This window comes from uncultured Aquabacterium sp. (assembly GCF_913773725.1).
Lineage (GTDB): Bacteria > Pseudomonadota > Gammaproteobacteria > Burkholderiales > Burkholderiaceae_C > Aquabacterium.
In genome coordinates this window covers 66,466-90,853 of record NZ_CAJYGK010000034.1, presented here as the reverse complement: position 1 = coordinate 90,853, position 24,388 = coordinate 66,466, and the positions used below count along the sequence as shown (strand labels likewise).

Here is a 24,388-nt window from a genome sequence, read left to right as displayed (position 1 = left end):
AAGGGCCACGACGATGCGAGACCGCTTGCTCAACCTCTTCGACAGTGTGGTGCTGCCGCTGCTGGCGCTGGCTGGCGCCGTGCTGCTGTTCGGCGGCTTCGTCTGGCTGGGTGGCACCAGCCCCACCGAGACCTGGGTGCTGCTGTTCAAGGGCGCCTTCGGTGACGCGTTCTCGTGGCAGAACACCTTGCAGCGCGCCGCGCCGTTGATGCTGACGGCACTGTGCGTGGCCATTCCGCAGCGCGCCGGGCTGATGGTGATCGGCGGGGAGGGCGCGCTCGTGCTCGGTGGTCTGGCTTGCGCGGGGCTGCCTTACTGGTTTGCGCCACCTGCGGGCGTGACGGGCACGGTGCTGGTGTTGCTCGCCAGCGCCGTGGCGGGCGCGGCGTGGATCGCGCTGGTGGGGATTCTGCGCCAGTTTCGCGGTGTGAATGAAACCATTGCCTCTCTGCTGATGGCCTACCTTGCCATCGGCGTCTTCAAGCATGTCGTGGAAGGGCCGATGCGGGATCCGGCCAGCCTCAACAAGCCGTCCACGCTGCCGCTGGATCCGGTCCTGCTGTTGGGCCCGTTGCCCGGGCAGGATGTGCATTGGGGTCTGGTGTGGGGGGCGGTGGCCTGCGTGGTCGCGGGCCTGTGGCTGTTTGGCAGCACGCACGGCTTTGCCACCCGGGTGGTGGGCGGCAATGCACGGGCGGCCCGCCTGGTAGGGCTGCCGAGCCACACCATCGTCATCACCGCCTGTGCGCTGGGCGGTGCCTGTGCCGGCCTGGCGGGCGGCATCGAGGTGGCCGCCGTGCACACCTCGGCCAATGCCTCCCTGATTGTCGGGCTGGGCTACACCGGCATCCTGGTGTCCTTCGTGGCCCGGCACAACCCGTTTGCCGTCATCCCGGTGGCCATCCTGTTCGGCGGCTTCGGGGCGGCGGGCAGCCTGCTGCAGCGCCGGCTCGATCTGCCCGATGCCTCGGTGCTGGTGCTGCAGGGCTTTGCCTTCGTGCTGATCCTGGCCTGCGAGGCGCTGCGCGGAAGGCTGGCTCAATGGGTGAGCGAGCGGGACGCGGTGCGGGACCGACAGACGCCCCATGAAACCAGCCGGGCACGGCTCGCCCGGGAACAGGCGGCCCTGCGGGCCGCGCGCAAGGAGGCCGCATGAGCGACGCTGCAATGTGGGGCGATGTGGCCCTGGCCGTGCTGGGCGGGGCCATCCGCGTCGGCACGCCCTTTCTGTTCGTCAGCCTGGGGGAGTGCCTGACCGAGAAGTCCGGGCGCATCAACCTCGGCCTCGAAGGCGTGCTGGTGCTGTCGGCCATGGCCGCCTTCGGGGGCAGCTACCTCACGGGCTCGGCCTGGGCCGGTGTGCTGCTGGCCGGGGTGGTGGGGGCGCTGCTGGCCATGCTGCACGGGCTGTTGTGCTCGCTGCCGCGCGTCAACGACATCGCCACGGGCATCGCGCTGATGCTGCTGGGCGCAGGGCTGGCGTTCTACCTGGGCAAGCCGCTGATCCAGCCGCAGGCCGCGCAGATCCCGGCGCTGTCGCTCGGCGACTGGATCGACGCGCCGGCGGTCCAGGCGGCCTTGCGCATCAATGCGCTGTTCCCCATCGGGGTGGTGCTGGCCGTGCTGATGGCCTGGGCGCTGGCCAACACGCGCTGGGGCCTGATCGTGCGCATGGCCGGCGACAGCAGCGACGCGGCGCGGGCCCTGGGCTACTCGGTGAACACCGTGCGCGTGCTGGCCACGATGGCGGGCGGCTTCGTGGCCGGCCTGGGTGGCGCGTCGCTGTCGCTGTACTACCCGGGCAGCTGGAACGAGGGGCTGTCGAGCGGCCAGGGTCTGATCGCCGTGGCCCTGGTGATCTTTGCCCGGTGGCGCCCCGTGGCTTGCCTGGGAGCCGCATTGCTGTTCGGCGGGGCAGGCGCGCTCGGCCCGGCCTTGCAGTCGGTCGGCGTCAGCTGGGGCTATCACCTTTTCAACGCGGTGCCTTACGCGCTGACCCTGGCCATTCTGGTGTGGACCTGCAGCCCGAAGCGGGCCGTGCAGGGCGCCCCGGCCGAACTGGGGGTGTCGCGCTGAACGCCCGCGCATGACCGCTGCACACAGAGAAAGGACGAACCCATGAGTGGACTCAGTGGCCTGAACAAGTCGCCCAACGGCATGGTGATCGGGCTGGTTCAGCTGCAGTTGCCGGTGGTCGACACGCCTGCGCAGCTGGCCGCGCAGACCGATCGCATCGTCGAGATGGTGGGCAAGGCGCGCCGCAGCTATGCCGGCATGGACCTCGTTGTGTTCCCGGAGTACGCCTTGCACGGCCTGTCCATGAACACCGCCGAGGATCTGATGGTGACGCTCGACGGGCCCGAGGTCGCCGCGTTCAAGGCGGCCTGCCTGCAGCACCGCATCTGGGGCTGCTTCTCGATCATGGAGAAGAACCCCGGCGGCAACCCGTACAACACGGGGCTCGTCATCGACGACCAGGGCGAGCTGAAGCTCTACTATCGCAAGTACCACCCGTGGGTACCGGTCGAGCCCTGGGAGCCGGGCAACATGGGCATCCCGGTGATCACCGGCCCGAGGGGCGTGAAGCTGGCGCTCATCATCTGCCACGACGGCATGTTTCCCGAGATGGCGCGCGAATGTGCCTACCAGGGCGCGGAAGTGATGATCCGTACCGCAGGCTACACCGCGCCCATTCGCCATGCCTGGCAGATCACCAACCAGGCCAATGCCTTCCAGAACCTGATGGTCACGGCCAGCGTGTGCCTGTGCGGCAGCGATGGCACCTTCGATTCGATGGGCGAGGCCATGGTGTGCAACTTCGACGGCACGGTGATGGCCCAGGGGGGCGGTCGCCCCGATGAAATCGTGTGTGCCGAGGTGCGGGCCGATCTGGTGCGCGAGGCGCGGCGGCACTGGGGCGTCGAGAACAACCCCTACCAGTTCTTCCACCGCGGCTATGTGGCCGTGCGCGGCGGCGCGCAGGACTGCCCCTACACCTTCATGCAGGACATGGTGGCCGGGCGGGCGCGCCTGCCGTGGGAGGACGAGGTGGTCCACACCGACGGCACGTCCTGTGGCTTCGCCCCCCCTGAGCGCACCCACCGCGGGGCCGAACCGAACCTGCTGACCTCGTCCACGCCGGCCGTGGCCCAGTCTGACCTGAAGGATGCCGCATGAGCACGCCCCTCACCCCCCTGTACGTCGAAGCCCAGCCTTATGCCTGGCCCTACAACGGCGACCTGCGCCCGGCAAACACCGCGCTCGTCATCATCGACATGCAGACTGACTTCTGCGGCGTGGGCGGCTACGTCGACAAGATGGGCTACGACATCAGTGCCACGCGCGCTCCGATCGAGCCGATCAAGGCGCTGCTGGCCGAAGCCCGCCGCGTGGGCATGCACGTGATCCACACCCGCGAAGGCCACAGGCCCGATCTGAGTGACCTGCCGGCCAACAAGCGCTGGCGCTCGCGCCAGATCGGCACCAACGGCGTGGGCATCGGTGACATGGGCCCGTGCGGGCGCATCCTGGTCCGGGGCGAGCCGGGCTGGGACATCATTCCCGAGCTGTATCCGATCGACGGCGAGCCTATCATCGACAAGCCGGGCAAGGGCAGCTTCTGCGCGACCGACCTCGAGCTGATCCTGCGCACGCGCGGCATCGAGAACCTGATCCTGACGGGCATCACGACCGACGTGTGCGTGCACACGACGATGCGCGAGGCCAATGATCGTGGCTTCGAATGCGTGATGCTGACCGACTGCACCGGCGCGACCGACCCGGGCAACCACGCCGCGGCCTTCTCGATGATCCGGATGCAAGGCGGTGTGTTCGGCGCCTACACCGATTCGAAGGCGGTGATCCGGGCGCTGCAGGGCCTGCCCCTGGTGGCCGCTTCGGTGCCCACGCCGGCCAAGGTCGCCTGAGCCATGACCGCCCCGCTCGACCCCATCCCGCCGCGCTCCGGTGCGCTGGCCCTCTCCACCTACCAGCTCACCAAGCGTTTCGGCGCATTCACGGCGCTCGACCACGTCGACATCGAGGTGCGGCCGGGCACCGTGCACGCCCTGTTGGGCGAAAACGGCGCGGGCAAGAGCACGCTGGTCAAGGCCATTGTGGGCTACCACCAGCCCGACGACGGTGCCGTGCTGATCGACGGCCGCGAGCGCGCCATCACCTCGCCCGTGGTGGCGCGGGAACTGGGCATCGGCATGGTCTACCAGCACTTCACCGTGGTGCCCGGCATGACGGTGGCCGAGAACCTGCTGCTGGCCCGGGGCGCCTTGCCGGCAGTCGTGCCGTGGAAGCGCGTGCGTGCCGAGCTCGAGGCCTTCATGGCCACCACGCCGTTCCGACTTGACCTGGATGCCCGCCCCATGGACCTCTCGGCTGGCGAGAAGCAGAAGCTCGAGATCCTCAAGCAGCTCTTCCTCAAACCGCGCCTGCTCATCCTGGACGAACCCACGTCGGTGCTGACGCCGCAGGAGGCGGACGAGGTGCTGGGCGCGCTGCGCGACCGCGCCCATGCCGGCGAGGTCAGCGTCATCATGATCTCGCACAAGTTCCGCGAGGTGATGGAGGTGGCCGACGACGTGAGCGTGCTGCGCAGGGGCAAGCTCATGGGCAGCCACCGCGTGGCGCAGACGACGCCGGCCTTGCTGGGCGCCGAGATGATGGGCCTGACCGCTGCCGCTGGCGCGCCTGCCGGGGCCGTGGCCCAGGCCGAGGCGCTGACACGCGAAGCGCTGCCCCAAGGCCCGGTGCGCCTGGAGGTCGAGGGCCTGTGCGTGGCCGGTGACCGTGGCGAGCGCGCGGTGCACGGGCTGTCACTGACCGTGCGCGCGGGCGAGATCGTCGGCATCGCCGGCGTGTCGGGCAACGGCCAGCGCGAGCTGATGGAGGCGCTGGTGGGGCAGCGGGACCGCGAATCGGGCACGGTGCGGCTGGCCGGCGAGCGCTACGACGCGCGGCGTGAACAGAACCAGCGCCTGCACGTGCGCAGCCTGCCGGAGGAGCCGCTGCGCAATGCCTGCGTGGGCGACCTGAGCGTGGCCCTCAACATGGGTCTGCGCCGCTTCGATCAGGCGCCCGCAGCCCGATTCGGCTGGCTGCACGGCGGGGTGCTGCGTGAGCAGGCGCGGGCGTTGATCCAGGCCTACAAGGTCAAGACGCAGGGCGAGAACGCCCCGATCCGATCGCTGTCCGGCGGCAACGTCCAGCGCGCGGTGCTGGCCCGCGAGCTCGACGGCCAGGTCGACGTGCTGCTGGTCTCCAACCCGGTGTTCGGCCTGGACTTCGCCGCGGTGCACGAGATCCACGCCCGCATCATGGCCGTGCGCAACCGCGGCGGGGCGGTGCTGCTGGTCAGCGAAGACCTGGACGAGTTGCTCAAGCTGGCCGACCGCATCGTGGTGATGAGCGAAGGACGACTGGTGCACGCCTGCTCTGCCGCCGAAGCCGATCGCCACGTGCTGGGCAGCTTCATGGGCGGCCACCACCACGCCGAACACGCCACCGAACAGGAGGCCGCATGACCTCGCCCCTCGACGCCCAGCCCTTTGCGTTCGCCCTCGACCTGCCGCGGGCCGCGCTCGTCATCATCGACATGCAGCGCGACTTCGTCGAGCCGGGCGGCTTCGGCGCCAGCCTGGGCAACGACGTGACCCGCCTGCAGGCCATCGTGCCCACCGTCCAGCGGGTGCTGCGCGCGTGGCGGGCGGCTGGCGGGCTGGTCGTGCACACCCGCGAAGGCCACGCGCCCGATCTGTCCGACTGCCCACCGGCCAAGCGCCTGCGCGGTCAGCCCAGCCTGCGCATCGGCGACACCGGCCCCATGGGCCGCGTCCTGATCCACGGTGAGCCCGGGCACGCGATCATCCCGGAGCTGACCCCCCTCGATGGCGAGGTCGTCATCGACAAGCCGGGCAAGGGCGCGTTCTACGCGACGCCGCTGGGCGAGGTGCTGGCTGAGCGGGGCATCACGCAGCTCGTCATCATGGGCGTCACCACCGAGGTGTGCGTGCAGACCACGATGCGCGAGGCCAATGACCGCGGCTTCGATTGCCTGCTGATCGAGGACGGCACCGAAAGCTATTTCCCCGAGTTCAAGGCCGCCACGCTCGAGATGGTGCGCGCACAGGGCGCCATCGTCGGTTGGACGGCGCCCAGTGCGGCGCTGCTCGGTGCACTCGGCGCCGACCGGCTCATACCCTGAGCCAGATCACCTTGTCCCCCTCATCGCGAACGACTTTTCCGGCAATCTGCCTTCATCCATGAGTTCGAAGCCCTCTCTTGTCTCCACCGAGATCCCGCCCACGGTGGCGGGCCTGCTGGCCGCCTACCGCGATGGCAGCCTGACACCGGCGCGTGTCGTGGCCGCCATCCAGGCCCGCTGGGCCGCCGTGCCCGCGTCGTCCGATCCGGCGTGGATCACCCGGGCCGATGACGCCTTTCTTCAGGCCGAGCTGGCGCGTCTGGAAGGCGCCTCGCCCGACACCCTGCCGCTGTACGGCGTGCCGTTTGCCGTGAAGGACAACATCGACGTGGCCGGTCTGCCCACCACGGCGGCCTGCCCGGCCTTCGCCTTCCACCCCGAGCGCAGCGCCGAGATCGTGCAGCGTCTTCAGGCAGCCGGGGCCATCGTCATCGGCAAGACCAACCTGGACCAGTTCGCCACAGGCCTGGTGGGCACGCGCACACCCTACGGCATCCCGAGCAGCACCTTCAGTGCCGACCACGTGTCAGGCGGATCGAGCTCGGGCTCGGCCGTGGTGGTGGCGCGGGGCGAGGCCGCCTTTTCTCTGGGAACCGACACGGCGGGCTCGGGCCGCGTGCCCGCCGGCTTCAACAACCTCGTCGGCCTCAAGCCCACGCCGGGGTGGGTGCCCATGCGGGGCGTGCTGCCGGCCTGCCGTACGCTGGATGTGGTGTCCGTGTTCACGCACACGGCGCCGGATGCGGCGCGCGTGCTGGCGGTCGTGGAAGGGCGCTCACCCGATGAGCCAGTCTTTCAGAGCGTCACGCTCCAGCCTCCCCAGCTGCCGCGCGCCCTGCGTGTCGGCATCCCGGCCCGTCCGGAGTTCTTCGGCGATGTCGAGTACGCCGCCTGCTTCGATGCTGCGTGCGCACACTGGTCAGCCCTGCAGGAGGCCGACGGACAGCCCTGGCCCGTGACCCGGGTCGAGGTCGACCTCCAGCCCTTCTTCGATGTGGCCCGCATGCTGTACGAGGGCCCGTGGGTGGCCGAGCGCCATGCGGCGATCGCGGCCTTCATGGCGGGCCACGCCGACGAGATGAACCCGGTGGTGCGCGGCATCATCGAGCAGTCGAGCCGCCACGATGCCGTGGCCACCTTCCAGGCGTTGTACCGCCTGCGTGAACTGGCCGTGCACACGCGCGCCACCTGGGAGGCCATCGACGTGCTGATGGTGCCGACCGCACCCACCCACCCGACGCTGGACAGCGTGGCCGCCGACCCCGTGGGGCGCAACAGCCAGCTGGGCACTTACACGAACTTCGTCAACCTGCTGGGGCTGGCCGCACTGGCCCTGCCTGCGGGCTTCACCCCCGCGGGCATGCCGTTCGGCATCACCCTGATTGCGCCGGGCGGCAGCGACGCGGCCTTGCTCGACCTGGGCGTGCAGTGGCAGCGCACCCTGCAACGCCAGGGGGCGGTCACCCAGCTGGGCTGCACGCGCACGCAGCCCGGCCCCGCCGAGTGGGCCTGGCCCTTGCCGACCCTGCCCGCCGGCGAGCCGGTGATGGCCCTGGCCGTGGTGGGCGCCCACCTCCGTGGCATGCCGCTGCACGGCCAGCTCACCGAGCGCCGCGCACGCCTGATCGAAGCCACCCGGACGGCGCCCCGCTACCGTCTGCATGCGCTGCCAGGCACGGTGCCCCCCAAGCCGGGCCTGGCCCGCGTGCCCGATGACGCCGGCCCGGACACCGGACACGCCATCGACGTCGAGGTGTATGCCGTGCCCCTGTCGGCGGTGGGCTCCTTCCTCGCCCTCATCCCGCCGCCGCTGGGTCTGGGTTCGGTCGAGCTGGCCGATGGCCGGTGGGTCAAGGGCTTCATCTGCGAGCCCTGCGGCCTGAACGGGGCCGAGGACATCAGCCACTTCGGCGGCTGGCGGGCCTACATGGCGCACCGTGCAGCGCTGCCGAAGGACGGGGAGGGCGCATGACGCTGCCTCCCCGCCAGATCGACGCACCCGATGTGGTGCAGGAAGTCACGCAGCTGTTTCTGGCCTATGAAGCGGCGTTGATGGGCAACGACGTGGCGGCGCTCAATGCCTTCTTCTGGCACGATCCGCGCGTCACGCGGTATGGCATTGCCGACCGCCAGTGGGGCCACGACGCCCTGGTGGCCTACCGCGCGAGTGTGCCGGCGCCGGATTTCACCCGCAGGCTGGAGAATGTGCGCATCACGGCCTTCGGCCCGGACATGGCAGTGGCCCTGTGCGAATTCGTGCGCAGCGACACCCCCTTGCGCGGTTTTCAGTCGCAGACCTGGGTGCGCCTTTCCGAGGGATGGCGCATTGTCTCCGCCCATGTCAGCATGATCCCCTGGACGTCCCCTGACGCATTGCCCGCACCTCGTTCATGAAGCTGGTCGCCTCTTCCTCGCCGGTTCTGCCGCCCACCGCCTTGCCTGCCACGACGCTGGCCGAGCGCGTGTACGCTCAGATCAAGCAGCTCATCTTCGATTTCGTGCTGCTGCCCGGCGACCGCTTCTCAGAAAGCGATCTGGCCAACCAGGTGCAGGTCAGCCGGACGCCGTTGCGGCAGGCCCTCCAGCGGCTTCAGCGCGAGGGCTTTCTGCTGGTGTTTCCCAAAAGCGGCTGGCAAGTGGCCCCGCTGGATTTCGATGCATTCGACCAGCTCTACGACCTGCGCATCCTGCTGGAAACGCATGCGGTGGCGCGCCTGTGCGAGGCCGAAGTGCGGCCCGTGCTCGATGAGCTGGCGGCGGTGTGGTTGATCCCGCCAGGCGAGCGCGCGCAGGCCTTCCTGACGGTCGATCGGCTGGACGAGGCCTTTCACGCAGCCCTCGTGCGCGCCACCGGCAACGACGAGATGACCCGGGTGCATGCCGACATCACCGAGCGCATCCGGATCATCCGCCGGCTGGACTTCACCAAGCCGCAGCGCGTCGAGGCCACCTACAACGAACATGCGACCATCCTGAGGGCCATCACCCGCCGCCGCGCCGACGAGGCGCAGCGCCTGCTGCGCGCCCACATCGAGCACAGCAAGCTCGAGGTGCGGCGCATCACGATCGAAACGCTTTACCACGCGCGCCAGCGCCTGGCCGAGGTGCGTGAGCAGCCGGGCTGAGCGCCCGGTGCGGCGTCAGCCGACGTGCAGGTCCGGCATCCGGCGCAGCATCATGACGTCGCGGGTGTCGACGGCCTGGGTGTCACCGTGGCCAGAAAAGCGGTAGTGGCGTCCCGACACGCTGGACCGCACGCTGAGCCGCCCCTGCCCCGTGAAGCGGGCGGTCACGGTTGCGCCGTCGTGCATGCTGGGTTCAGGCGCCTGCGGCACTTGCACCGGCGAGCGCCGCGGCAGGCCGCTGGCGGCGGGCGCCATGCGGGTGGTGAGCGACGGGGTGCTCACGGCGCGGTCCGGGGTGGCAAAGGGAATGGGCGCGCGAGGCGCCAGAGGGCGTGCGATCATGGACGGCTCCTGGGCGGGACCATGCGCGAACAGGCCATGGCAGGCGACAACGACCCAAGGAGTGTCCTGCACCTTTGGTCAGGTGGGTATCCCCCTAGGGTGGGGCCTCAGCCGCCGAACACCGTGAGCACGCCGGTGTAGCCGTACAGGTGCCGGCGGGCGATTTCGCCGCCGGCAAAGAAGCCGACGAGCGGGATGTCGCCCAGCGCGTGCCGGACGATCTCCATCTCGGCATGAGGCCCGCCGAAGTGCGGCCCGCCGCGGCCCGAGCAGCTGATGTAGACCGCGCCCAGCATCCGGCGTCCGGGGTGTTCCAGCGGGTCGAATTCCTCCCGCACCTCTGCGCATGCGCGCACCAGATCCTGGCGCGCCGCCTGCACGTGCCGCTGGCAGAAGGCGAGCTGCATGCCGGGCTCCACCCAGTCGCTCACCGCCACGCCATGGCGGGCCGGGTCGAGGCCAACCAGATGGCGCACCCGGGTGTCAGCCCCGAAGTGTTGCCCGTGCTGCATCAGGTCGGAGTCGGCATCCGTCAACCCGACCAGGGTCGCGCGCATGCGAGGCAGGGCTTCGCGCTGCCAGTCCGGCCCGCCCACCGGCGCCGTGACGCCCAGGTCCCGGAGCAGGCAGGTCAGGGCGGGCTCGCCGTCCAGGGTGTAGACCAGGTTGCGGTCCGACGAGGTCACTTCGCGCCGCGGGCCGATGGGCTCACAGCCTTGGGTGACCCGCGAGACGAGGTCGATGCGGGCGTCGAACGCGACGCCGGAGACGCCCCCTTCCCACACGCCGAGTTCGCCCCCTTCACGGGGGTCGAAGGCCAGGTGCAGGGCGTGCTGTCTGCCGGTGCTCAGTCCGCCGAACAGGTAACCGGTGTCCGTGCGCTCGGCCAGCTCGCTCAGCAGGTCGCACAGGTCGGCCGTGCGGGCATCGGCGTGCACCTGCGCCGTGTGGGCGCGCCAGCCGGTGGCGTCAGGCAGCAGGCGCTCGGTCGGGCCCGGCAGCGGCTGTCGTCCATGGAAGATGCGGAAGCTGTCTGCAGGCAGGTTCGACACCATCGCCACCAGCGCAGGCTCGTCGATGTATTCGACCCCGCTGGCCAGGACGCCCACGCCGACGCCCCCCACCCACGCGACGCCGGGCAGACGGGCGCGCAGGCTGTCGAGCACGGCTTCGGCGTGGTCAGAGTAGGCCTCCGTCAGGTAGCACCACCCGATGCTGGCTTCCATGGTGGTGGCGCCCTGCGAGGCAAGCTGGGCCCACGCGATCTCGAGCGCGAGCTCGGGATGCGGGTGCGTGGCATGCGCGTGCAGAAAGCGCAAGGGAACGGAAGACATGGCGTGCTCAGTCGGCCTGGGGGTCGGTGCGGCGCCGGCTGGCCGGGCGGGCGGTGCCCGACGCCGCGCCCGAGGTCCGTTTGCGGGCCGGTGCTGCGCCCTTGTCACTGCCCGTGGGGGCGGCGGCCGCCCGCCGCGTGGTGCCGGCGCGTCCGGCGGGGCCGGTAGCCGCTGCCGGGCTCTGGTGATGGGTCGCCGCCTTGCCTTTGGCTGGCGAACCTGCGGCGGGCATCTGCGCCGCCGCAGTGGCTGCCGTGGCGGCAGCCTGGTTGGCCAGGTGCGTGAACTGCTGCGTGAGCGTGTCCCACCAGCGCATCGGATTGATCAGGTCGGCCGGGGGGGCTTCGCCGGGCTGGCCGGCCTCGGCTGCGGGCGGCGCCGCAGCCGGTTCCGGCGGCGCCTCCGGGCGGGGCGCCGCTTCGGCTCGGGCGGTGCCGAGGTCGGCCGACGCCCTGGCCCGCGCCATCCAGTCGGGGGTGGGGGCCGGGCCTTCCGGCGTGCGGTCGGCAGCGTCCGGTGTGCCGCCGAACCCGGCCGCAGTGGTGCGGGCCTTCAGCGCGTCGCGCACCGCGTCCATCGACACGTTCATGCCCTTGAGCGTGGTCAGCGTCATGCGCTGGACCTCGAGCCCCTGGATCGTCATGCCGATCATCCTGGCGTTCTGCTCCAGCCAGAACTGCACGGTCTTGAGGTCCTGGATGCGCTTGTCCAGTTCCTCCGGGTCCAGCGTGGGGAGCGTCCAGGCCGACATGCCGGGCGCGGCCGCACCTGCAGCGTTCTGGAGATGAGGCAAGGCACTGCCCGCCGCCTTCATCCAGTCCTGGAGGAAGTCGAGGCCGGCGCCCAGGCCAGCAAAGGGGTGCAGTCGGTCGGTGGCGCCAGGCGAGCTGCCATCGGAGGCATCGGCGGGGCGAGTCGGCATGCGTTCTCCTTCGAGTCTGTGTCCCATTGTGCCCGCCTCGCATCCCGGGCGCGAGTCTTCGGGAAAACCCCGCCGCATAATCGGCGGCTTCATGCAACGCCGACAACTGTTACTCCTTGCCAGCCGCATGGCCGCGGCCCTTGCCTGGCAGCAGCTCTTTGCGCCACCCGTCCGGGCGCAGTCCCCCGATGCCCCCGACTGGCTGGCGTCGGGAGAGGTGTTCACACTGGGGGTGGCCAGCGGGGAGGTGCAGCCGTCCTCCGTGGTCATCTGGACCCGTCTGGCCCCGCGACCGCTGCGGGCCGATGGCGGCATGCCGGCGGCAGCCGTGCCGGTGCGCTGGACGGTGGCACGCGATGCCCGTTTCGAGCGCATCGTGGCCTCCGGCGAGGTGCGCGCGACCCCAGAGGCGGCCCACAGCGTGCATGTCGATGTCACGGGCCTGTTGCCCGGCCAGACCTACCATTACCGGTTCGAGGCCGGTGGCCAGACCAGCCCGGTGGGGCGCACGCGCACGGCGCCGGCGGCCGAGTCTCAACCGACGCGCATGCGTGTGGCGCTGGCATCCTGTCAGCACTACGAGGCAGGGTACTTCACGGTGCACCGCGAGATCGCGGCGGCCGATGTCGATCTCGTCGTCTTCGTGGGCGACTACATCTACACGACCGAGGTGCCGTCTTACAACCGCGTGCGCCGGCATCCGCACCGGTTTCCGGATCGGCATGAACGCCACACGCTGGCCGACTACCGTATTCACCACGCCAGCTACAAGCTGGATGCCGACCTGCGTGCCTGCCATGCCGCCCACCCCTGGCTGCTGACCTGGGATGACAACGAAGTGGTCAACGACTACACCGGCGACCACGACGCGGACATGGACGACGACGACGTGCAGGCCTTCCTGGCCGTGCGGGCAGCGGCCTACCGTGCCTACTTCGAACACCTGCCGATCTCGCCGTCTCGCGCGCCGAACGGGCCTCGCATGCTGATGCAGGCCCGTTACGACTGGGGCCGGCTGGCCACGTTCTGGACCGTGGACACGCGCCAGCACCGCGACCCCTCTCCATGCCGGCGCCTGACCCAGCAGCTCTTCAACGGCAAGCTGCTGCGCGATTGCCCTGAGCTGGCCGAGCCGGCCCGGCAGATGCTGGGTGCGGCCCAGGAAAGCTGGCTGGGCTGGGAACTGGCTTCCAGCATGGCGGCCTGGAAGTTCGTCGTGCAGTCCACCCAGGTCAGCCCCGGCACCCTGCGTGCGCCCTTCGGCCGTGTCGTCTACGGCGACGGCTGGGACGCCTTTCCCGGTGCCCGCGAGCGGCTGATGCAGGCCATTGCGCAGCCCCGCGTGCCCGATGTGGTCTGCCTGGGCGGGGACGTGCACCGACATGTGGCCGCGCAGTTGCGCCTGCATCCCGAAGACCTGACTTCGCCCGTGCTGGCCAGCGAGATCGTGGCCACCTCGGTGTCGAGCAAGGGGCTCAGCGAGGTGGTCACCTCGTGGATCAAGTCCGGCAACCCTGACATGCTGCACGCCCGTGCCGACCAGCGCGGGTATGTGGTGCTCGACGTCACGCCCTCGCACATCGATGTCGAGTTCCGTGGCACCCCGCACCCGGTTCGCCCGGATGCGCGCTTGCGCACCCAGGCGCGCTACCGAATCGACCGAGGCATCCCGGGGCCCCGGCGAGCCTGAGCGGCTCTCCCTACAATCGCGTCATGGCCAGACTTCCTTTCAGTCAGCAGGTGCGGCAGGCGCGCGAAGACGCGATCGTCGATGCAGTGAACCGCCTCCTGGCGGGCAAGGGCTTCGATCTGATGACCATGGACGAAGTGGCCGGCGAGGTCGGCATCGCCAAGGCCAGCCTCTACAAGCACTTCGACTCCAAGGAAGCGCTGGCTGCCGCGGCCATGAAGCGCCTGCTGGGGCGCGCCGAGGTGGAGTTGGATCGCATCGCAGCGAGGGATGGGCTGGATGCGCTGGGCCGGCTCAAGGCCGTGGTGCACTGGACGATGACGGTGCAGCTGGCTGGCGAGATGCCGTCGCTGCCTTCTCAGAACTCCAGCCTGCGCGCAGCCCTGATGGCCGACATGGATTACATGACGCTGTTGATGGGCGTCAGCGAACGCCTCAGCAGCTGGATCCTGGCCGCCCAGGCCGACGGGGCCCTGAGCCCCAAAGTGCCGCCCGAGGTGGTGCTGTACACCTTGTTCGCACGGGCGTGTGACCCGGTCTTGGCGGTGCTGAAGGCCGGCGGGCACCCGGACGACCAGGTGATCGACTGGGTCATGGCCACGACATTCGACGGCCTCTCAGCCCGTTGAGCCGAAGCCCGGCTGGCCGGGGTGTTGCGTGCACGCACAGTGACGCGCAATTGACTCAGTTCTGTCGCAGCCGGCTGTGGGCCGGCACACTGGCCAGCAGGAACTCCATCTGGTCGGCCAGGATGCGTCGTCCCCGCAGGATCATGTCCTCGTGCAGGCTGGGCACGTAAGGCAGGTAATACAGGGACCAGCCCAGCTCGTGGAGGGTGCGGTTGCCCTTGCGGCCGTTGCACCCGCGACAGGCCGTGATGCAGTTCATCCAGGTGTCGCTGCCGCCACGTGAGGTGGGCACGATGTGCTCGCGCGTCAGGTGGTCCAGTGCGAAGTGGCCACCGCAATAGGCGCACACCTGCCGGTCTCGCGCGAAGAGCTTGGGGTTGCTGAGCGCCGGCTGCTGCCGCCACGCGCGGCTGGGCACGGCGCCGTGCACCGCGATGATCGGGTGCAGGGCCAGTTTCGATTGCAGGCCCGAATGGCGCTGGATGCCGCCGCGCAGCACCATGAAGGGCTCGCCCAGCGTCCACGCGACACCATCGCTCGCATACACGACCGCCGCTTCCTTGGCTGACAGCCAAGCCTGCGGACGGCCTGACACGTCAAGTTGCAGCACGTCCATGCAGCCTCCGGTAAGGCATTGATGCACAACAGCATAGAGAGCTTGCGTGACATTCTCAAGCACGCAGGCAGATGCCCGACGGGCGCGCGGGCGCGTTCACGGCGGCCGTGCGGTCCTGCTTCTTGCTGGCCGTCAAGTACGGGGTAACCCGCGGCACTGCCAGAAGGGGTGTTCAGGGGAGGGCTCGACGCTTTGCGACAAATCCCCAAAAATTTTTAGGGATCGGTCACACAAGCGCCATCGTTTTCTGCAAAATAGCACGGTCGTTCGATTTAGCACGACCGTTCGTATTTTTTTGAGGAGCCCCGCTGTGTCCGATGCCCCGTCCCCCGACACCAAAGTCGCTGCCGCCGAAGCCGGGCGCGAGCGTGGGCGTGGTGCGGCCAAGGGGCAGCAAACGCGTGCGGCGATTCTGGATGCGGCCTTGAACCTGGCATCCCAGATGGGGATCGAAGGGCTGTCCATCGGCGCGCTGGCCGAGGTCACCGGCATGAGCAAGTCCGGCGTGTTCGCCCACTTCGGCTCGCGCGAAGAACTGCAGATCTCGGTGATCCGCGAGTACCACGCCCGCTTCGAAGAGGAAGTCTTCAAGACCGCGATTCAGCAGCCCCGTGGCCTGCCGCGTCTGCGCGCGCTGTTCGAGAACTGGGTGGCCAAGGTCGCCACCGAAATCGATTCGGGTTGCATCTACATCAGTGGCGCGGTGGAGTTCGACGACCGCCCCGGCCCTGTGCGCGATGCGCTGGCCGGCATGGTCGTCACCTGGCACACGTCGCTGGTGCGCGCGATCCGCATGGCCGTCGAAATGGGCCACCTGCGCGCCGACACCGATCCGATGCAGATGCAGTTCGAGATCCACGGCCTCATTCTTTCCCTGCACCACGACGCCCGCTTCCTGCGGTCGACGGGTGCCATCGACCGTGCCCGCGTCGCATTCGACCGCGTGGTGCAGTACTACGCGCAAGGGGCAACGAACCCCTTGCCGTCCCAGGCCGCGGCGGCTCCGGCTGCCACGGCATCCCGCTGAACCCATCGCCTGGCCAGATCAGGTTTTTTCAAGTGTCTTTCTGACCGAGGAGCTTCACGATGCCTTCCTACACCCCTCCGCTGCGCGACATGCAATTCGTGATGCACGAGCTGCTGGGCGCTGTTGACGAACTCAAGCAGATCCCGAAGTACGCCGATCTGGACGCTGACACCGTCAACGCGGTGCTGGAAGAAGGCGGCAAGTTTGCCTCCAAGGTGCTGGCTCCGCTGAACCTGGTGGGCGACGTGCAGGGCTGCGTCCTGAACAAGGAAACCCACGAGGTCAAGACCCCGGACGGCTTCAAGGACGCCTACAAGCAGTACACCGAAAACGGCTGGTCGGCCCTGTCGGCGGATCCGGAGTGGGGCGGTCAGGGCATGCCCCAGCTGGTGAACCAGGCCATCTACGAGATGCTGAACTCGGCCAACCAGGCCTGGACGATGTACCCCGGCCTGAGCCACGGTGCCCACGCCTGCCTGGAAGCCCACGGCTCCGAAGAGCAGAAGAAGATGTACCTGCCCAAGCTGACCTCGGGCGAGTGGACCGGCACGATGTGCCTGACCGAGCCGCACTGCGGCACCGACCTGGGCCTGCTGCGCACCAAGGCCGAGCCGCAGGGCGACGGCACCTACAAGATCACCGGCGCCAAGATCTTCATCTCGGCCGGTGAACACGACATGGCCGAGAACATCGTCCACCTGGTGCTGGCCCGCCTGCCGGACGCGCCTGCGGGCTCGAAGGGCATCTCGCTGTTCGTGGTGCCGAAGTTCAAGGTGAACGCCGACGGTTCGCTGGGCGAGCGCAACGGCATCTACTGTGGCGGCCTCGAGCACAAGATGGGCATCCACGGCAACGCCACCGCCCAGATGGTGCTGGAAGACGCCGTCGGCACCCTGGTGGGCCAGCCCCACCGCGGCCTGCCTGCCATGTTCGTGATGATGAACGGCGCCCGCCTGGGCGTGGGCAACCAGTCGCTGGGCCTGACGCAAGTCGCTTACGAGAACGCCGTCAACTACGCCAAGGACCGCGTGCAGATGCGCGCCCTGTCGGGCCCGAAGCGCCCCGACCTGGCGGCCGACCCCATCATCGTGCACCCCGACGTGCGCAAGATGCTGCTGATCGCCCGTGCCTACGCCGAAGGCGCCCGCGCCCTGGTGTACTACACCGCCATCGAGCTGGACAAGGAGCACAACCACCCCGACGAGGCCGTCCGCAAGGAAGCCTCCGACACCGTGGCGCTGCTGACCCCGATCGTCAAGGCCTTCATCACCGACAACGCCTGGGAAGCCACCCGTCACTGCCAGCAGGTCTTCGGTGGCCACGGCTTCATCCACGAGTGGGGCATGGAGCAGTTCGTGCGCGACGCCCGCATCAACATGATCTACGAAGGCACGAACACCGTGCAGTCGCTGGACCTGCTGGGCCGCAAGGTGCTGGGTGACGGCGGCGCCAAGCTGACCGCCTTCGGCAAGAAGATCGGTCGCTTCGTGAAGGAAAACGCCGACAACGAAGCCATGCAGGAGTTCACCAAGCCGCTGGCCGACCTGGGCCAGAAGGTGCAGGGCTTCACGATGGAAATCGGCATGAAGGGCATGCAGAACCCCGACGAAGTGGGCGCCGCCGCTGTTGACTATCTGCGCGTGGTCGGCCATATGGTCTATGCCTATTTCTTCGCCCGCATGGCCAAGATCGCGCTCGAGAAGCAGGCGTCCGGTGACGCCTTCTACAAGGCCAAGCTGGCCACCGCCCGCTTCTATTTCGCCAAGCTGCTGCCTGAGGTCGAAACGCTGATGATCACCGCCAAGGCCGGTCTGAAGCCGCTGACCGAAATGGAAGAAGCCCTGTTCTGACCGACAGGCACCCGATGAAGGGCGCGCCCCGTGCAGGCGGGGCCGCCCTTCGGTCTCTCTCCTCTTTCCAAAATCTCTGCCAGGAGAAAACATGAGTCGATTCAATGTCCGCAAGGTGGCCGTGCTCGGCGCCGGCGTGATGGGTGCCCAGATCGCGGCCCATCTGGTCAACTGCAAGGTGCCGGTCGTGCTGTTCGATCTGCCTGCCAAGGAAGGGCCGAAGAACGGCATCGTCACCAAGGCCGTTGAAAACCTCAAGAAGCTCAAGCCGGCTCCGCTGGGCGTGGCCGAAGACGCCGCGCTGATCCAGCAGGCCAACTACGAAGAGCACCTGGAAGTCCTGCGCGGCTGCGACCTCATCATCGAGGCCATCGCCGAGCGTCTGGACTGGAAGGAAGACCTCTACAAGAAGATCGCCCCGTTCGTGAACGACAACGCGATCCTCGCCACCAATACGTCCGGCCTGTCGATCACCGCCATGGCCAACGTGCTGCCCGAGCAGCTGCGTTCGCGCTTCCTGGGCATCCACTTCTTCAACCCGCCGCGCTACATGGCGCTGCTGGAACTGATCCCCACCGAATACACCAAGCCGGAAGTTGTCGACCAGCTCGAAGCCTTCTCGACCTCGGCCGTGGGCAAGAGCGTCATCCGCGCCTACGACACCCCGAACTTCATCGCCAACCGCGTGGGCGTGGCCGGCATGCTGCTGACCTTCCGCGAAGTCGAGCGCTCGGGCCTGGGCTATGACGTCGTCGACGACCTGACCGGCAAGAAGCTGGGCCGCGCCTCGTCGGCCACCTTCCGCACCGCCGACGTGGTGGGCCTGGACACGATGGCCCATGTCATCAAGACGCTGCAGAACGGCGCCAAGGACGACCCGTTCAACGGCGCGTTCGAAACCCCCGCTGCCCTGACCACCCTGATCGAGAAGGGCTTCCTGGGTCAGAAGACCAAGCAGGGCTTCTTCAAGAAGGAAGGCAAGACCATCCTGCAGTTCAACGCTGCCACGGGTGAGTACGGTGCCGCCGGCGGCAAGGCCGACGAAGAAGTCAGCAAGATCCTGAAGAAGCCGGCCGCCGAGCGTCTGAAGGCGCTGCGCGAGTCGAGCCACCCGCACGCCCAGTTCGTGTGGGCCATCCTGCGCAACGCCTTCCACTACGCTGCCGTCACGCTGGAATCGATCGCCGAGACCGCCCGCGACGTGGACTTCGCCATGCGCTGGGGCTTCGGTGCCAAGCAGGGCCCGTTCGAGCTGTGGCAGGAAGCCGGCTGGAAGCAGGTCGCTGAATGGGTGAAGGCCGACATCGACGAGGGCAAGGCCCTGTCGAAGGCGCCGCTGCCCGCCTGGGTGTTCGACGGCCGCGACGGTGTGCACACCGCCGAAGGTTCGTGGGCCCCGAAGCTGGGCAAGTACGTGCCGGTGCGCAACCTGCCCGTCTACGAGCGTCAGTACTTCCGTGAGAACGTGCTGGGCTCGAACGCCCCGTCGGCCGCCACCGCTGGCAAGACGCTGTTCGAAGACGCTGCGATCCGCCTGTGGACCCTGGACGACGAAGTCGTCATCGCCTCGATCAAGTCGAAGATGCACACCATCTCGGCCGAGGTGACCTCGGGCCTGACCAAGGGCCTGGAGCTGGCCGAAGCCGGCTACAAGGGCCTGGTGATCTGGTCGCAGGACGGTCCGTTCTCGGCCGGTGCCGACCTGCAGTCCATGATGCCTGCCTTCATGCAGGGCGGCGGCAAGGCCATCGCTCCGTTCGAGAAGCAGCTGCAGGACTTCATGCTGTCGCTGCGCTACTCCAACGTCCCGACCGTGGCTGCGATGCACGGTCTGGCCCTGGGTGGTGGCTGTGAGCTGGCCGTGCACGCTGCCAAGCGTGTGGCCGCGATGGAAACCTACGTCGGCCTGGTCGAAGTGGGCGTGGGCCTGATCCCTGGCGGTGGTGGCCTGGCCTACCTGGCCCGCCGCGCAGCCGAGCTGCTCGAGCCGTCGAAGGGCGTGTCGGGTCAGGTCGGTGGCGAACTGATGGGCTTCCTGAAGGAAGGCTTCCAAGCTGCGGCCATGGCCAAGGTCGGCACCTCGGCGATCGAGTCGCGCAAGTTCGGTTACCTGATCGACGGCGACATCATCGTGCCGCACAAGGACGAGGTCCTGCACGTGGCCATCGCCCAGGCCAAGGCCATGTACGAGTCGGGCTACCGCGCCCCGGCCAAGAAGCTGATCCCCGTGGCGGGCCGCAGCGTCAAGGCCACGCTGCAGTCCTCGCTGATCAACATGCGTGATGGCGGCTTCATCAGCCAGCACGACTACTACATCAGCTCGTGCATCGCCGATGTGCTGACCGGCGGCGACGTCGATGCCGGCACCCTGGTGAGCGAGGAATACCTGCACGCTCTGGAGCGCAAGCACTTCTGCACGCTGCTGGACAACCCCAAGACGCAAGAACGCATCATGGGCATGCTGTCGACCGGCAAGCCTGTCCGCAACTGATCGATCGGAGACACACACATGTCCAAGCAACTCCGCGACGTCTACGTCGTTGCCGCCACCCGCACCCCGATCGGCAAGTCGGGCCGTGGCGTGTTCAAGAACACCCGTCCTGACGACCTGCTGGTCGCCACCATCAAGAACGCCCTGAAGCAGGTTCCCTCGCTGGATCCGGCCGCCATCGAAGACGCCATCATCGGCTGCGCGATGCCCGAAGGCGAACAGGGCATGAACGTGGCGAAGATCGCCGCGCTGCTGTCGGGGCTGCCCAAGACCGTGGCCGGTGCCACCGTGAACCGCTTCTGCGCGGCCGGCATCACCGCCGTGTCGATGGCCGCCGACCGCATCCGCGTCGGTGAAGCCGAAGTCATGATCGCCGGTGGCGTGGAATCGATGTCCATGGTGCCCATGGGCGGCTCCAAGCCCTCGTTCAACCCGGCCGTGGTCAACGTCGACGAGAACGTCGGCATCGCCTACGGCATGGGCATGACCGCCGAGAAGGTGGCCGAGAAGTGGCAAGTCACCCGTGAAGAGCAGGACGCCTTCTCGGTGGAATCGCACCGCCGCGCCATCGCCGCCCAGCAGGCTGGCTGGTTCGACGCCGAGACCACCCCGATCGAAGTGGAAGTGCGCACGCCCAACCTCGAGACCGGCGAAGTGACCGTCACCAAGAAGGTCATCACCCGTGACGAAGGCGCGCGCCCCGACACCTCGATGGAAGGCCTGGCCAAGCTGCGCCCGGTGTTCGCTGCCAAGGGTTCGGTCACGGCCGGCAACTCGTCGCAGACCTCGGACGGCGCTGGCTGCCTGATCCTGGCTTCGAAGGAAGCCTGCGAGAAGTACGGTCTGCAGCCGCTGGCCAAGTTCGTGGCCTTCGCGGTCAAGGGCGTGCCGCCCGAGATCATGGGCATCGGCCCGATCGAAGCCATCCCCAAGGCCCTGGAATACGCCGGCCTGAAGGCCTCGGACCTGGACTGGGTCGAGCTGAACGAAGCCTTTGCCGCCCAGTCGCTGGCCGTGCTGAAGGACCTCGACAGCAAGGGCCACGTGCTGGACCGCGCCAAGGTGAACCCGATGGGCGGCGCCATCGCCCTGGGTCACCCGCTGGGTGCCACCGGTGCCATCCGTGCCGCCACCGTGGTGCACGGCCTGCGTCGCACCGGCGGCAAGTACGGCATGGTGACGATGTGCATCGGCACCGGCCAGGGCGCTGCCGGCATCTTCGAGCGCGTGGACAGCCTGTAATCGGCCCCATCGCGCTGCACGCCTGAGAAAGCCCGCCGCCGTGCGGGCTTTTTCTTGAACGCCTTGCCACCATGGAACACCTCGAACACCTCCACCTGCACACCGACGATGGCCACACGCTGGCGGCCCGGGCCTACCGGCCGCTGGAGGGGGCGACGGTGCCGCGCGCCGTCATCGTGGCGCCGGCGCTGGGTGTGCCGCAGTCGTTCTATGACCGCTATGCACGCTGGCTGGCCGGCCATGGTTGCGTGGTCTACACGCTCGACTGGCGCGGCATGGGCGAGTCGGCCCCGGCCGACCTGAAGCGTTACCGCGCCCGCCTGACCGACTGGGCGCGGCACGATGCGCCGGCCATCATGGCGCTGGTGAGCGAACGCCACCCGGGTCTGCCCATCAGCTGGTTCGGCCACAGCATGGGCGGCATCCTGTTCGGGATGATGCCGCAGCACCCGCAGATCGACCACGTCGTGACGCTGGGCAGCGGCAGCGGCTTCACGCGCCATCTGGCGCCGCGGCTGCGGCCGTGGATGGGGCTGTTCTGGCATGTGGTGGTGCCGCTCAGCGTGGCGCGTCATGGCTATTTCGCCGGGCGGCGGATCAACGCGGTGGGTGACCTGCCGCGGGGCATCGTCGCGCAGTGGAAGCGCTGGTGTGCCAGCCCCGACTTCCTGTTCAGCGAAGGGCCCGAGGTCGTGGCCGCGTACGCCGCGGTGCGCAAGCCGATCACGGCCGTGCTCTTCACCGACGACACGATGGCCAGCGCGCGCGGGATCCGCGCCGTGCACGCGGGCTACACCGGCACCACCGTGCGCGACCTCCACCTGCGTCCGCAGGACATCGGGGCGGCGCGCGTGGGCCACTTCGATTTCTTTCACGCTCGCACGGGCCCGCGCGGCTGGGCACACAGCCTGGCCTGGCTGGGCGTGACACCGCAGGCCGACACGGCTGAATCCTCCCGGCAGGCCGCCTGACGCCCTAACATGGCGCCTTGATTCCGGCCCCTGCCTCTCGAACCGCATCCTTCAGGAGACCTCTCATGTCCGATCCCATCCTCGCCCACGTCGAAGGCGCGGTGCTGACCCTCACCTTCAACCGCATCGAGAAGAAGAACGCGATCACGACCGCGATGTACTCGGCGCTGGCCGACGCCCTGACCGAGGCCGCCCAGGACGACGCCGTGCGCGTGGTGGTGTTCCAGGGGGCGGTCGAGGTCTTCACCGCGGGCAACGACCTGGCCGACTTCCTGAGCAAGCCGGCCGACCTGTCTCCGGGCGCCGAGCCGGCCCCGGTGGTGCGCTTCCTGGAAGCGCTGCGCACCTTCCCCAAGCCCGTGGTGGCGGCCGTGTGCGGCCCGGCCGTGGGCATCGGCACGACGCTGCTGCTGCACTGCGACCTGGTCTACGCGGGTGACAACGCGGCCTTCAGCCTGCCGTTCGTCAACCTGGGCGTGTGCGCCGAGGGCGGCTCGAGCCTGCTGCTGCCGCAGCTGCTGGGCTACCAGCGTGCCGCCGAAAAGCTGCTGCTGGGCGAGGCCTTCTACGCCGACGAGGCGCTGGAGATGGGCCTGGTCAACCGCATCCTGCCGCCCAACGAAGTGAACGGCTACGCCCAGGCGCAGGCTGCCAAGCTGGCCGCCAAGCCGGCCACCTCGCTGCGCGCCACGAAGGCGCTGATGAAGAAGCCGATGACCGGTCTGGCCCAGGCCATGATCGACGAGTTCCAGTCCTTCGGTGAGCTGTTGCGCGGCCCGGCCGCCCGGGAGGCCATCAGCGCGGTGATGGAAAAGCGCAAGCCCGACTTCTCGAAGTGCTGAGCGCCGCGGGGCTGAGGACGCTCAGCCCCTTTCGTGGTGGACCTCGGCCGTGATGTGCACGATCTCTTCGTGGAGGGACAGCCGGCGGCGCACCTCGTCCGGCGTCAGCGTGGTGTCGCGCGTGGTCAGCGTCAGCGCGCAGGCATAGACCTGCTGACCGACACGCCAGACGTGCAGGTCGGTCAGCCGGGTGCCGTGCGGGTCGCCAGGCACGTCGAGCACGTCCCGGATCTCGTCCACGACCGGGTGATCCATCTCGCGGTCGATGAGGATCAGCCCCGTTTCACGGATCAGGCCCAGCGCCCAGCGGGCCACCAGCGCCGCCCCGACCAGACCCATGAGCGGGTCGAGCCAGTTCCAGCCCCAGGCCCAGCCGGCGGCCAGCGCCACGATGGCCAGCACCGAGGTGAGGGCGTCGGCCAGGACGTGCACATAGGCGGCATGCAGGTTCAGGTCTCGCGCCGGCGCGCCGTGGTTGGCGTGCGCATGGGCGTGCCCGTGTTCGTGCCCGTGAGCGGCATCGTGCGCGCAGGCTGGGCCGTGGTGATCCGCGTGATGGTGGCCATGATGATGCCCGTGATGGTGATGGCCGCCCCCGGCCCGCATCAGGATCAGGGCACACGCCGCATTGACCAGCAGACCCAGCGCCGCGATCGCCATCGCTTCGCGGTGGGCGATGGGCACGGGTTGCAGCAGGCGCTCGACCGAGCCCCACACCATCAGACCGGCCACGGCCATCAGCAGCACCGCGCTGGCGAACCCGCCCAGGATCTCGACCTTCCAGGTGCCGAACGCAAAGCGGGGGTCGCGCGCATAGCGGCGCGCGGTGGCGTAGGCCACCACCCCCAGGCCGATGGCCACGGCGTGTGAGCTCATGTGCCAGCCGTCGGCCAGCAGGGCCATGGACCCGCTGAGCCAGCCGGCCACGATCTCCACAACCATGGTGACCAGGGTGATGACCAGCACGATGCGGGTGCCTCGCTCGGCCCCGTCTGCCGGGGCATGGAACAGGTGGTCGTGCCCGAGATGGGTGGATTCGATGTGGGGATGCGGGGCGGACATGGGGCGGCGCGTCGGAAAGGGGGCGGCAGAG

General features: G+C 68.8%; 22 protein-coding genes. 17 read left to right on the top strand and 5 right to left on the bottom strand.

The window, feature by feature from the left end; translation table 11 throughout:
- The first annotated feature begins 13 nt into the window (after nucleotides 1-13).
- The 9 genes from QZ709_RS03805 to QZ709_RS03765 are packed head-to-tail and all read left to right on the top strand — an operon-like array spanning nucleotide 14 to nucleotide 9,339.
- On the top strand, nucleotides 14-1,156 hold the full coding sequence (locus tag QZ709_RS03805; RefSeq protein ID WP_294636010.1) for an ABC transporter permease: 1,143 nt from the start codon (nucleotides 14-16) through the stop codon (nucleotides 1,154-1,156).
- On the top strand, nucleotides 1,153-2,076 hold the full coding sequence (locus QZ709_RS03800; protein WP_294636009.1) for an ABC transporter permease: 924 nt from the start codon (nucleotides 1,153-1,155) through the stop codon (nucleotides 2,074-2,076). Before QZ709_RS03805 ends, QZ709_RS03800 begins: the two co-directional genes overlap by 4 nt.
- Before the next feature lie 42 nt (nucleotides 2,077-2,118).
- Nucleotides 2,119-3,177: a formamidase gene (locus QZ709_RS03795; RefSeq protein ID WP_294636008.1), complete on the top strand. Its 1,059-nt coding sequence runs from the start codon at nucleotides 2,119-2,121 to the stop codon at nucleotides 3,175-3,177.
- Nucleotides 3,174-3,926: an isochorismatase family cysteine hydrolase gene (locus tag QZ709_RS03790; RefSeq protein ID WP_294636007.1), complete on the top strand. Its 753-nt coding sequence runs from the start codon at nucleotides 3,174-3,176 to the stop codon at nucleotides 3,924-3,926. The genes QZ709_RS03795 and QZ709_RS03790 overlap by 4 nt, the downstream gene beginning before the upstream one ends.
- Before the next feature lie 3 nt (nucleotides 3,927-3,929).
- Nucleotides 3,930-5,534, top strand: coding sequence for an ABC transporter ATP-binding protein (locus QZ709_RS03785; protein WP_294636006.1), 1,605 nt, complete (start codon nucleotides 3,930-3,932; stop codon nucleotides 5,532-5,534).
- Nucleotides 5,531-6,214 (top strand): isochorismatase family cysteine hydrolase, encoded by a 684-nt coding sequence (locus QZ709_RS03780; RefSeq protein ID WP_294636005.1) that lies wholly within the window; start codon nucleotides 5,531-5,533, stop codon nucleotides 6,212-6,214. Before QZ709_RS03785 ends, QZ709_RS03780 begins: the two co-directional genes overlap by 4 nt.
- Nucleotides 6,215-6,272: 58 nt before the next feature.
- Complete coding sequence (atzF, locus tag QZ709_RS03775; protein WP_294636004.1) at nucleotides 6,273-8,186, top strand: allophanate hydrolase; 1,914 nt, start codon at nucleotides 6,273-6,275, stop codon at nucleotides 8,184-8,186.
- On the top strand, nucleotides 8,183-8,608 hold the full coding sequence (gene hpxZ, locus QZ709_RS03770; protein WP_294636003.1) for an oxalurate catabolism protein HpxZ: 426 nt from the start codon (nucleotides 8,183-8,185) through the stop codon (nucleotides 8,606-8,608). Before atzF ends, hpxZ begins: the two co-directional genes overlap by 4 nt.
- On the top strand, nucleotides 8,605-9,339 hold the full coding sequence (locus QZ709_RS03765; protein WP_294636002.1) for a GntR family transcriptional regulator: 735 nt from the start codon (nucleotides 8,605-8,607) through the stop codon (nucleotides 9,337-9,339). Before hpxZ ends, QZ709_RS03765 begins: the two co-directional genes overlap by 4 nt.
- 15 nt (nucleotides 9,340-9,354) lie before the next feature.
- On the opposite strand, the gene QZ709_RS03760 is transcribed toward QZ709_RS03765, so the two are convergent.
- From QZ709_RS03760 to QZ709_RS03750, 3 genes are all read right to left on the bottom strand, one after another.
- Nucleotides 9,355-9,681, bottom strand: a complete 327-nt coding sequence (locus QZ709_RS03760) for a hypothetical protein (RefSeq protein ID WP_294636001.1) — start codon at nucleotides 9,679-9,681, stop codon at nucleotides 9,355-9,357.
- A gap of 107 nt (nucleotides 9,682-9,788) precedes the next feature.
- The gene (locus QZ709_RS03755; RefSeq protein WP_294636000.1) at nucleotides 9,789-11,015 is read right to left on the bottom strand and encodes an FIST N-terminal domain-containing protein; all 1,227 of its coding nucleotides are present in this window, start codon (nucleotides 11,013-11,015) and stop codon (nucleotides 9,789-9,791) included.
- A gap of 7 nt (nucleotides 11,016-11,022) precedes the next feature.
- Nucleotides 11,023-11,937: a PhaM family polyhydroxyalkanoate granule multifunctional regulatory protein gene (locus QZ709_RS03750; protein WP_294635999.1), complete on the bottom strand. Its 915-nt coding sequence runs from the start codon at nucleotides 11,935-11,937 to the stop codon at nucleotides 11,023-11,025.
- A gap of 91 nt (nucleotides 11,938-12,028) precedes the next feature.
- Between QZ709_RS03750 and QZ709_RS03745 the strand changes: the two genes are divergently transcribed.
- Both QZ709_RS03745 and QZ709_RS03740 read left to right on the top strand, forming a co-directional pair.
- Nucleotides 12,029-13,627, top strand: coding sequence for an alkaline phosphatase D family protein (locus tag QZ709_RS03745; protein WP_294635998.1), 1,599 nt, complete (start codon nucleotides 12,029-12,031; stop codon nucleotides 13,625-13,627).
- Nucleotides 13,628-13,650: 23 nt separating this feature from the next.
- Entirely contained in the window at nucleotides 13,651-14,256 is a 606-nt protein-coding gene (locus QZ709_RS03740) for a helix-turn-helix domain-containing protein (RefSeq protein ID WP_294635997.1), read from the top strand.
- Between the two features lie 55 nt (nucleotides 14,257-14,311).
- Here the strand turns inward: QZ709_RS03740 and QZ709_RS03735 are convergent, their stop codons facing one another.
- Nucleotides 14,312-14,872, bottom strand: coding sequence for an HNH endonuclease (locus QZ709_RS03735; RefSeq protein ID WP_294635996.1), 561 nt, complete (start codon nucleotides 14,870-14,872; stop codon nucleotides 14,312-14,314).
- Nucleotides 14,873-15,182: 310 nt separating this feature from the next.
- Between QZ709_RS03735 and QZ709_RS03730 the strand changes: the two genes are divergently transcribed.
- The 6 genes from QZ709_RS03730 (at nucleotide 15,183) to QZ709_RS03705 (ending at nucleotide 23,295) form a co-directional block, all read left to right on the top strand.
- Complete coding sequence (locus QZ709_RS03730; RefSeq protein WP_366937138.1) at nucleotides 15,183-15,899, top strand: TetR/AcrR family transcriptional regulator; 717 nt, start codon at nucleotides 15,183-15,185, stop codon at nucleotides 15,897-15,899.
- Nucleotides 15,900-15,958: 59 nt separating this feature from the next.
- Nucleotides 15,959-17,749 carry an acyl-CoA dehydrogenase C-terminal domain-containing protein gene (locus tag QZ709_RS03725; protein ID WP_294635994.1) on the top strand — a complete coding sequence of 597 codons (1,791 nt, stop codon included), beginning with the start codon at nucleotides 15,959-15,961 and terminating at the stop codon, nucleotides 17,747-17,749.
- 91 nt (nucleotides 17,750-17,840) lie between these two features.
- On the top strand, nucleotides 17,841-20,240 hold the full coding sequence (locus QZ709_RS03720; RefSeq protein ID WP_294635993.1) for a 3-hydroxyacyl-CoA dehydrogenase/enoyl-CoA hydratase family protein: 2,400 nt from the start codon (nucleotides 17,841-17,843) through the stop codon (nucleotides 20,238-20,240).
- Between the two features lie 18 nt (nucleotides 20,241-20,258).
- Nucleotides 20,259-21,482: an acetyl-CoA C-acyltransferase gene (locus QZ709_RS03715; protein WP_294635992.1), complete on the top strand. Its 1,224-nt coding sequence runs from the start codon at nucleotides 20,259-20,261 to the stop codon at nucleotides 21,480-21,482.
- Nucleotides 21,483-21,553: 71 nt separating this feature from the next.
- On the top strand, nucleotides 21,554-22,453 hold the full coding sequence (locus QZ709_RS03710; protein WP_294635991.1) for an alpha/beta fold hydrolase: 900 nt from the start codon (nucleotides 21,554-21,556) through the stop codon (nucleotides 22,451-22,453).
- A 65-nt stretch (nucleotides 22,454-22,518) separates the two neighbouring features.
- The gene (locus tag QZ709_RS03705; RefSeq protein WP_294635990.1) at nucleotides 22,519-23,295 is read left to right on the top strand and encodes an enoyl-CoA hydratase; all 777 of its coding nucleotides are present in this window, start codon (nucleotides 22,519-22,521) and stop codon (nucleotides 23,293-23,295) included.
- Between the two features lie 21 nt (nucleotides 23,296-23,316).
- Here QZ709_RS03705 and dmeF read toward each other — a convergent pair whose 3' ends face one another.
- On the bottom strand, nucleotides 23,317-24,357 hold the full coding sequence (gene dmeF, locus QZ709_RS03700; protein WP_294635989.1) for a CDF family Co(II)/Ni(II) efflux transporter DmeF: 1,041 nt from the start codon (nucleotides 24,355-24,357) through the stop codon (nucleotides 23,317-23,319).
- Nucleotides 24,358-24,388: the final 31 nt, after the last annotated feature.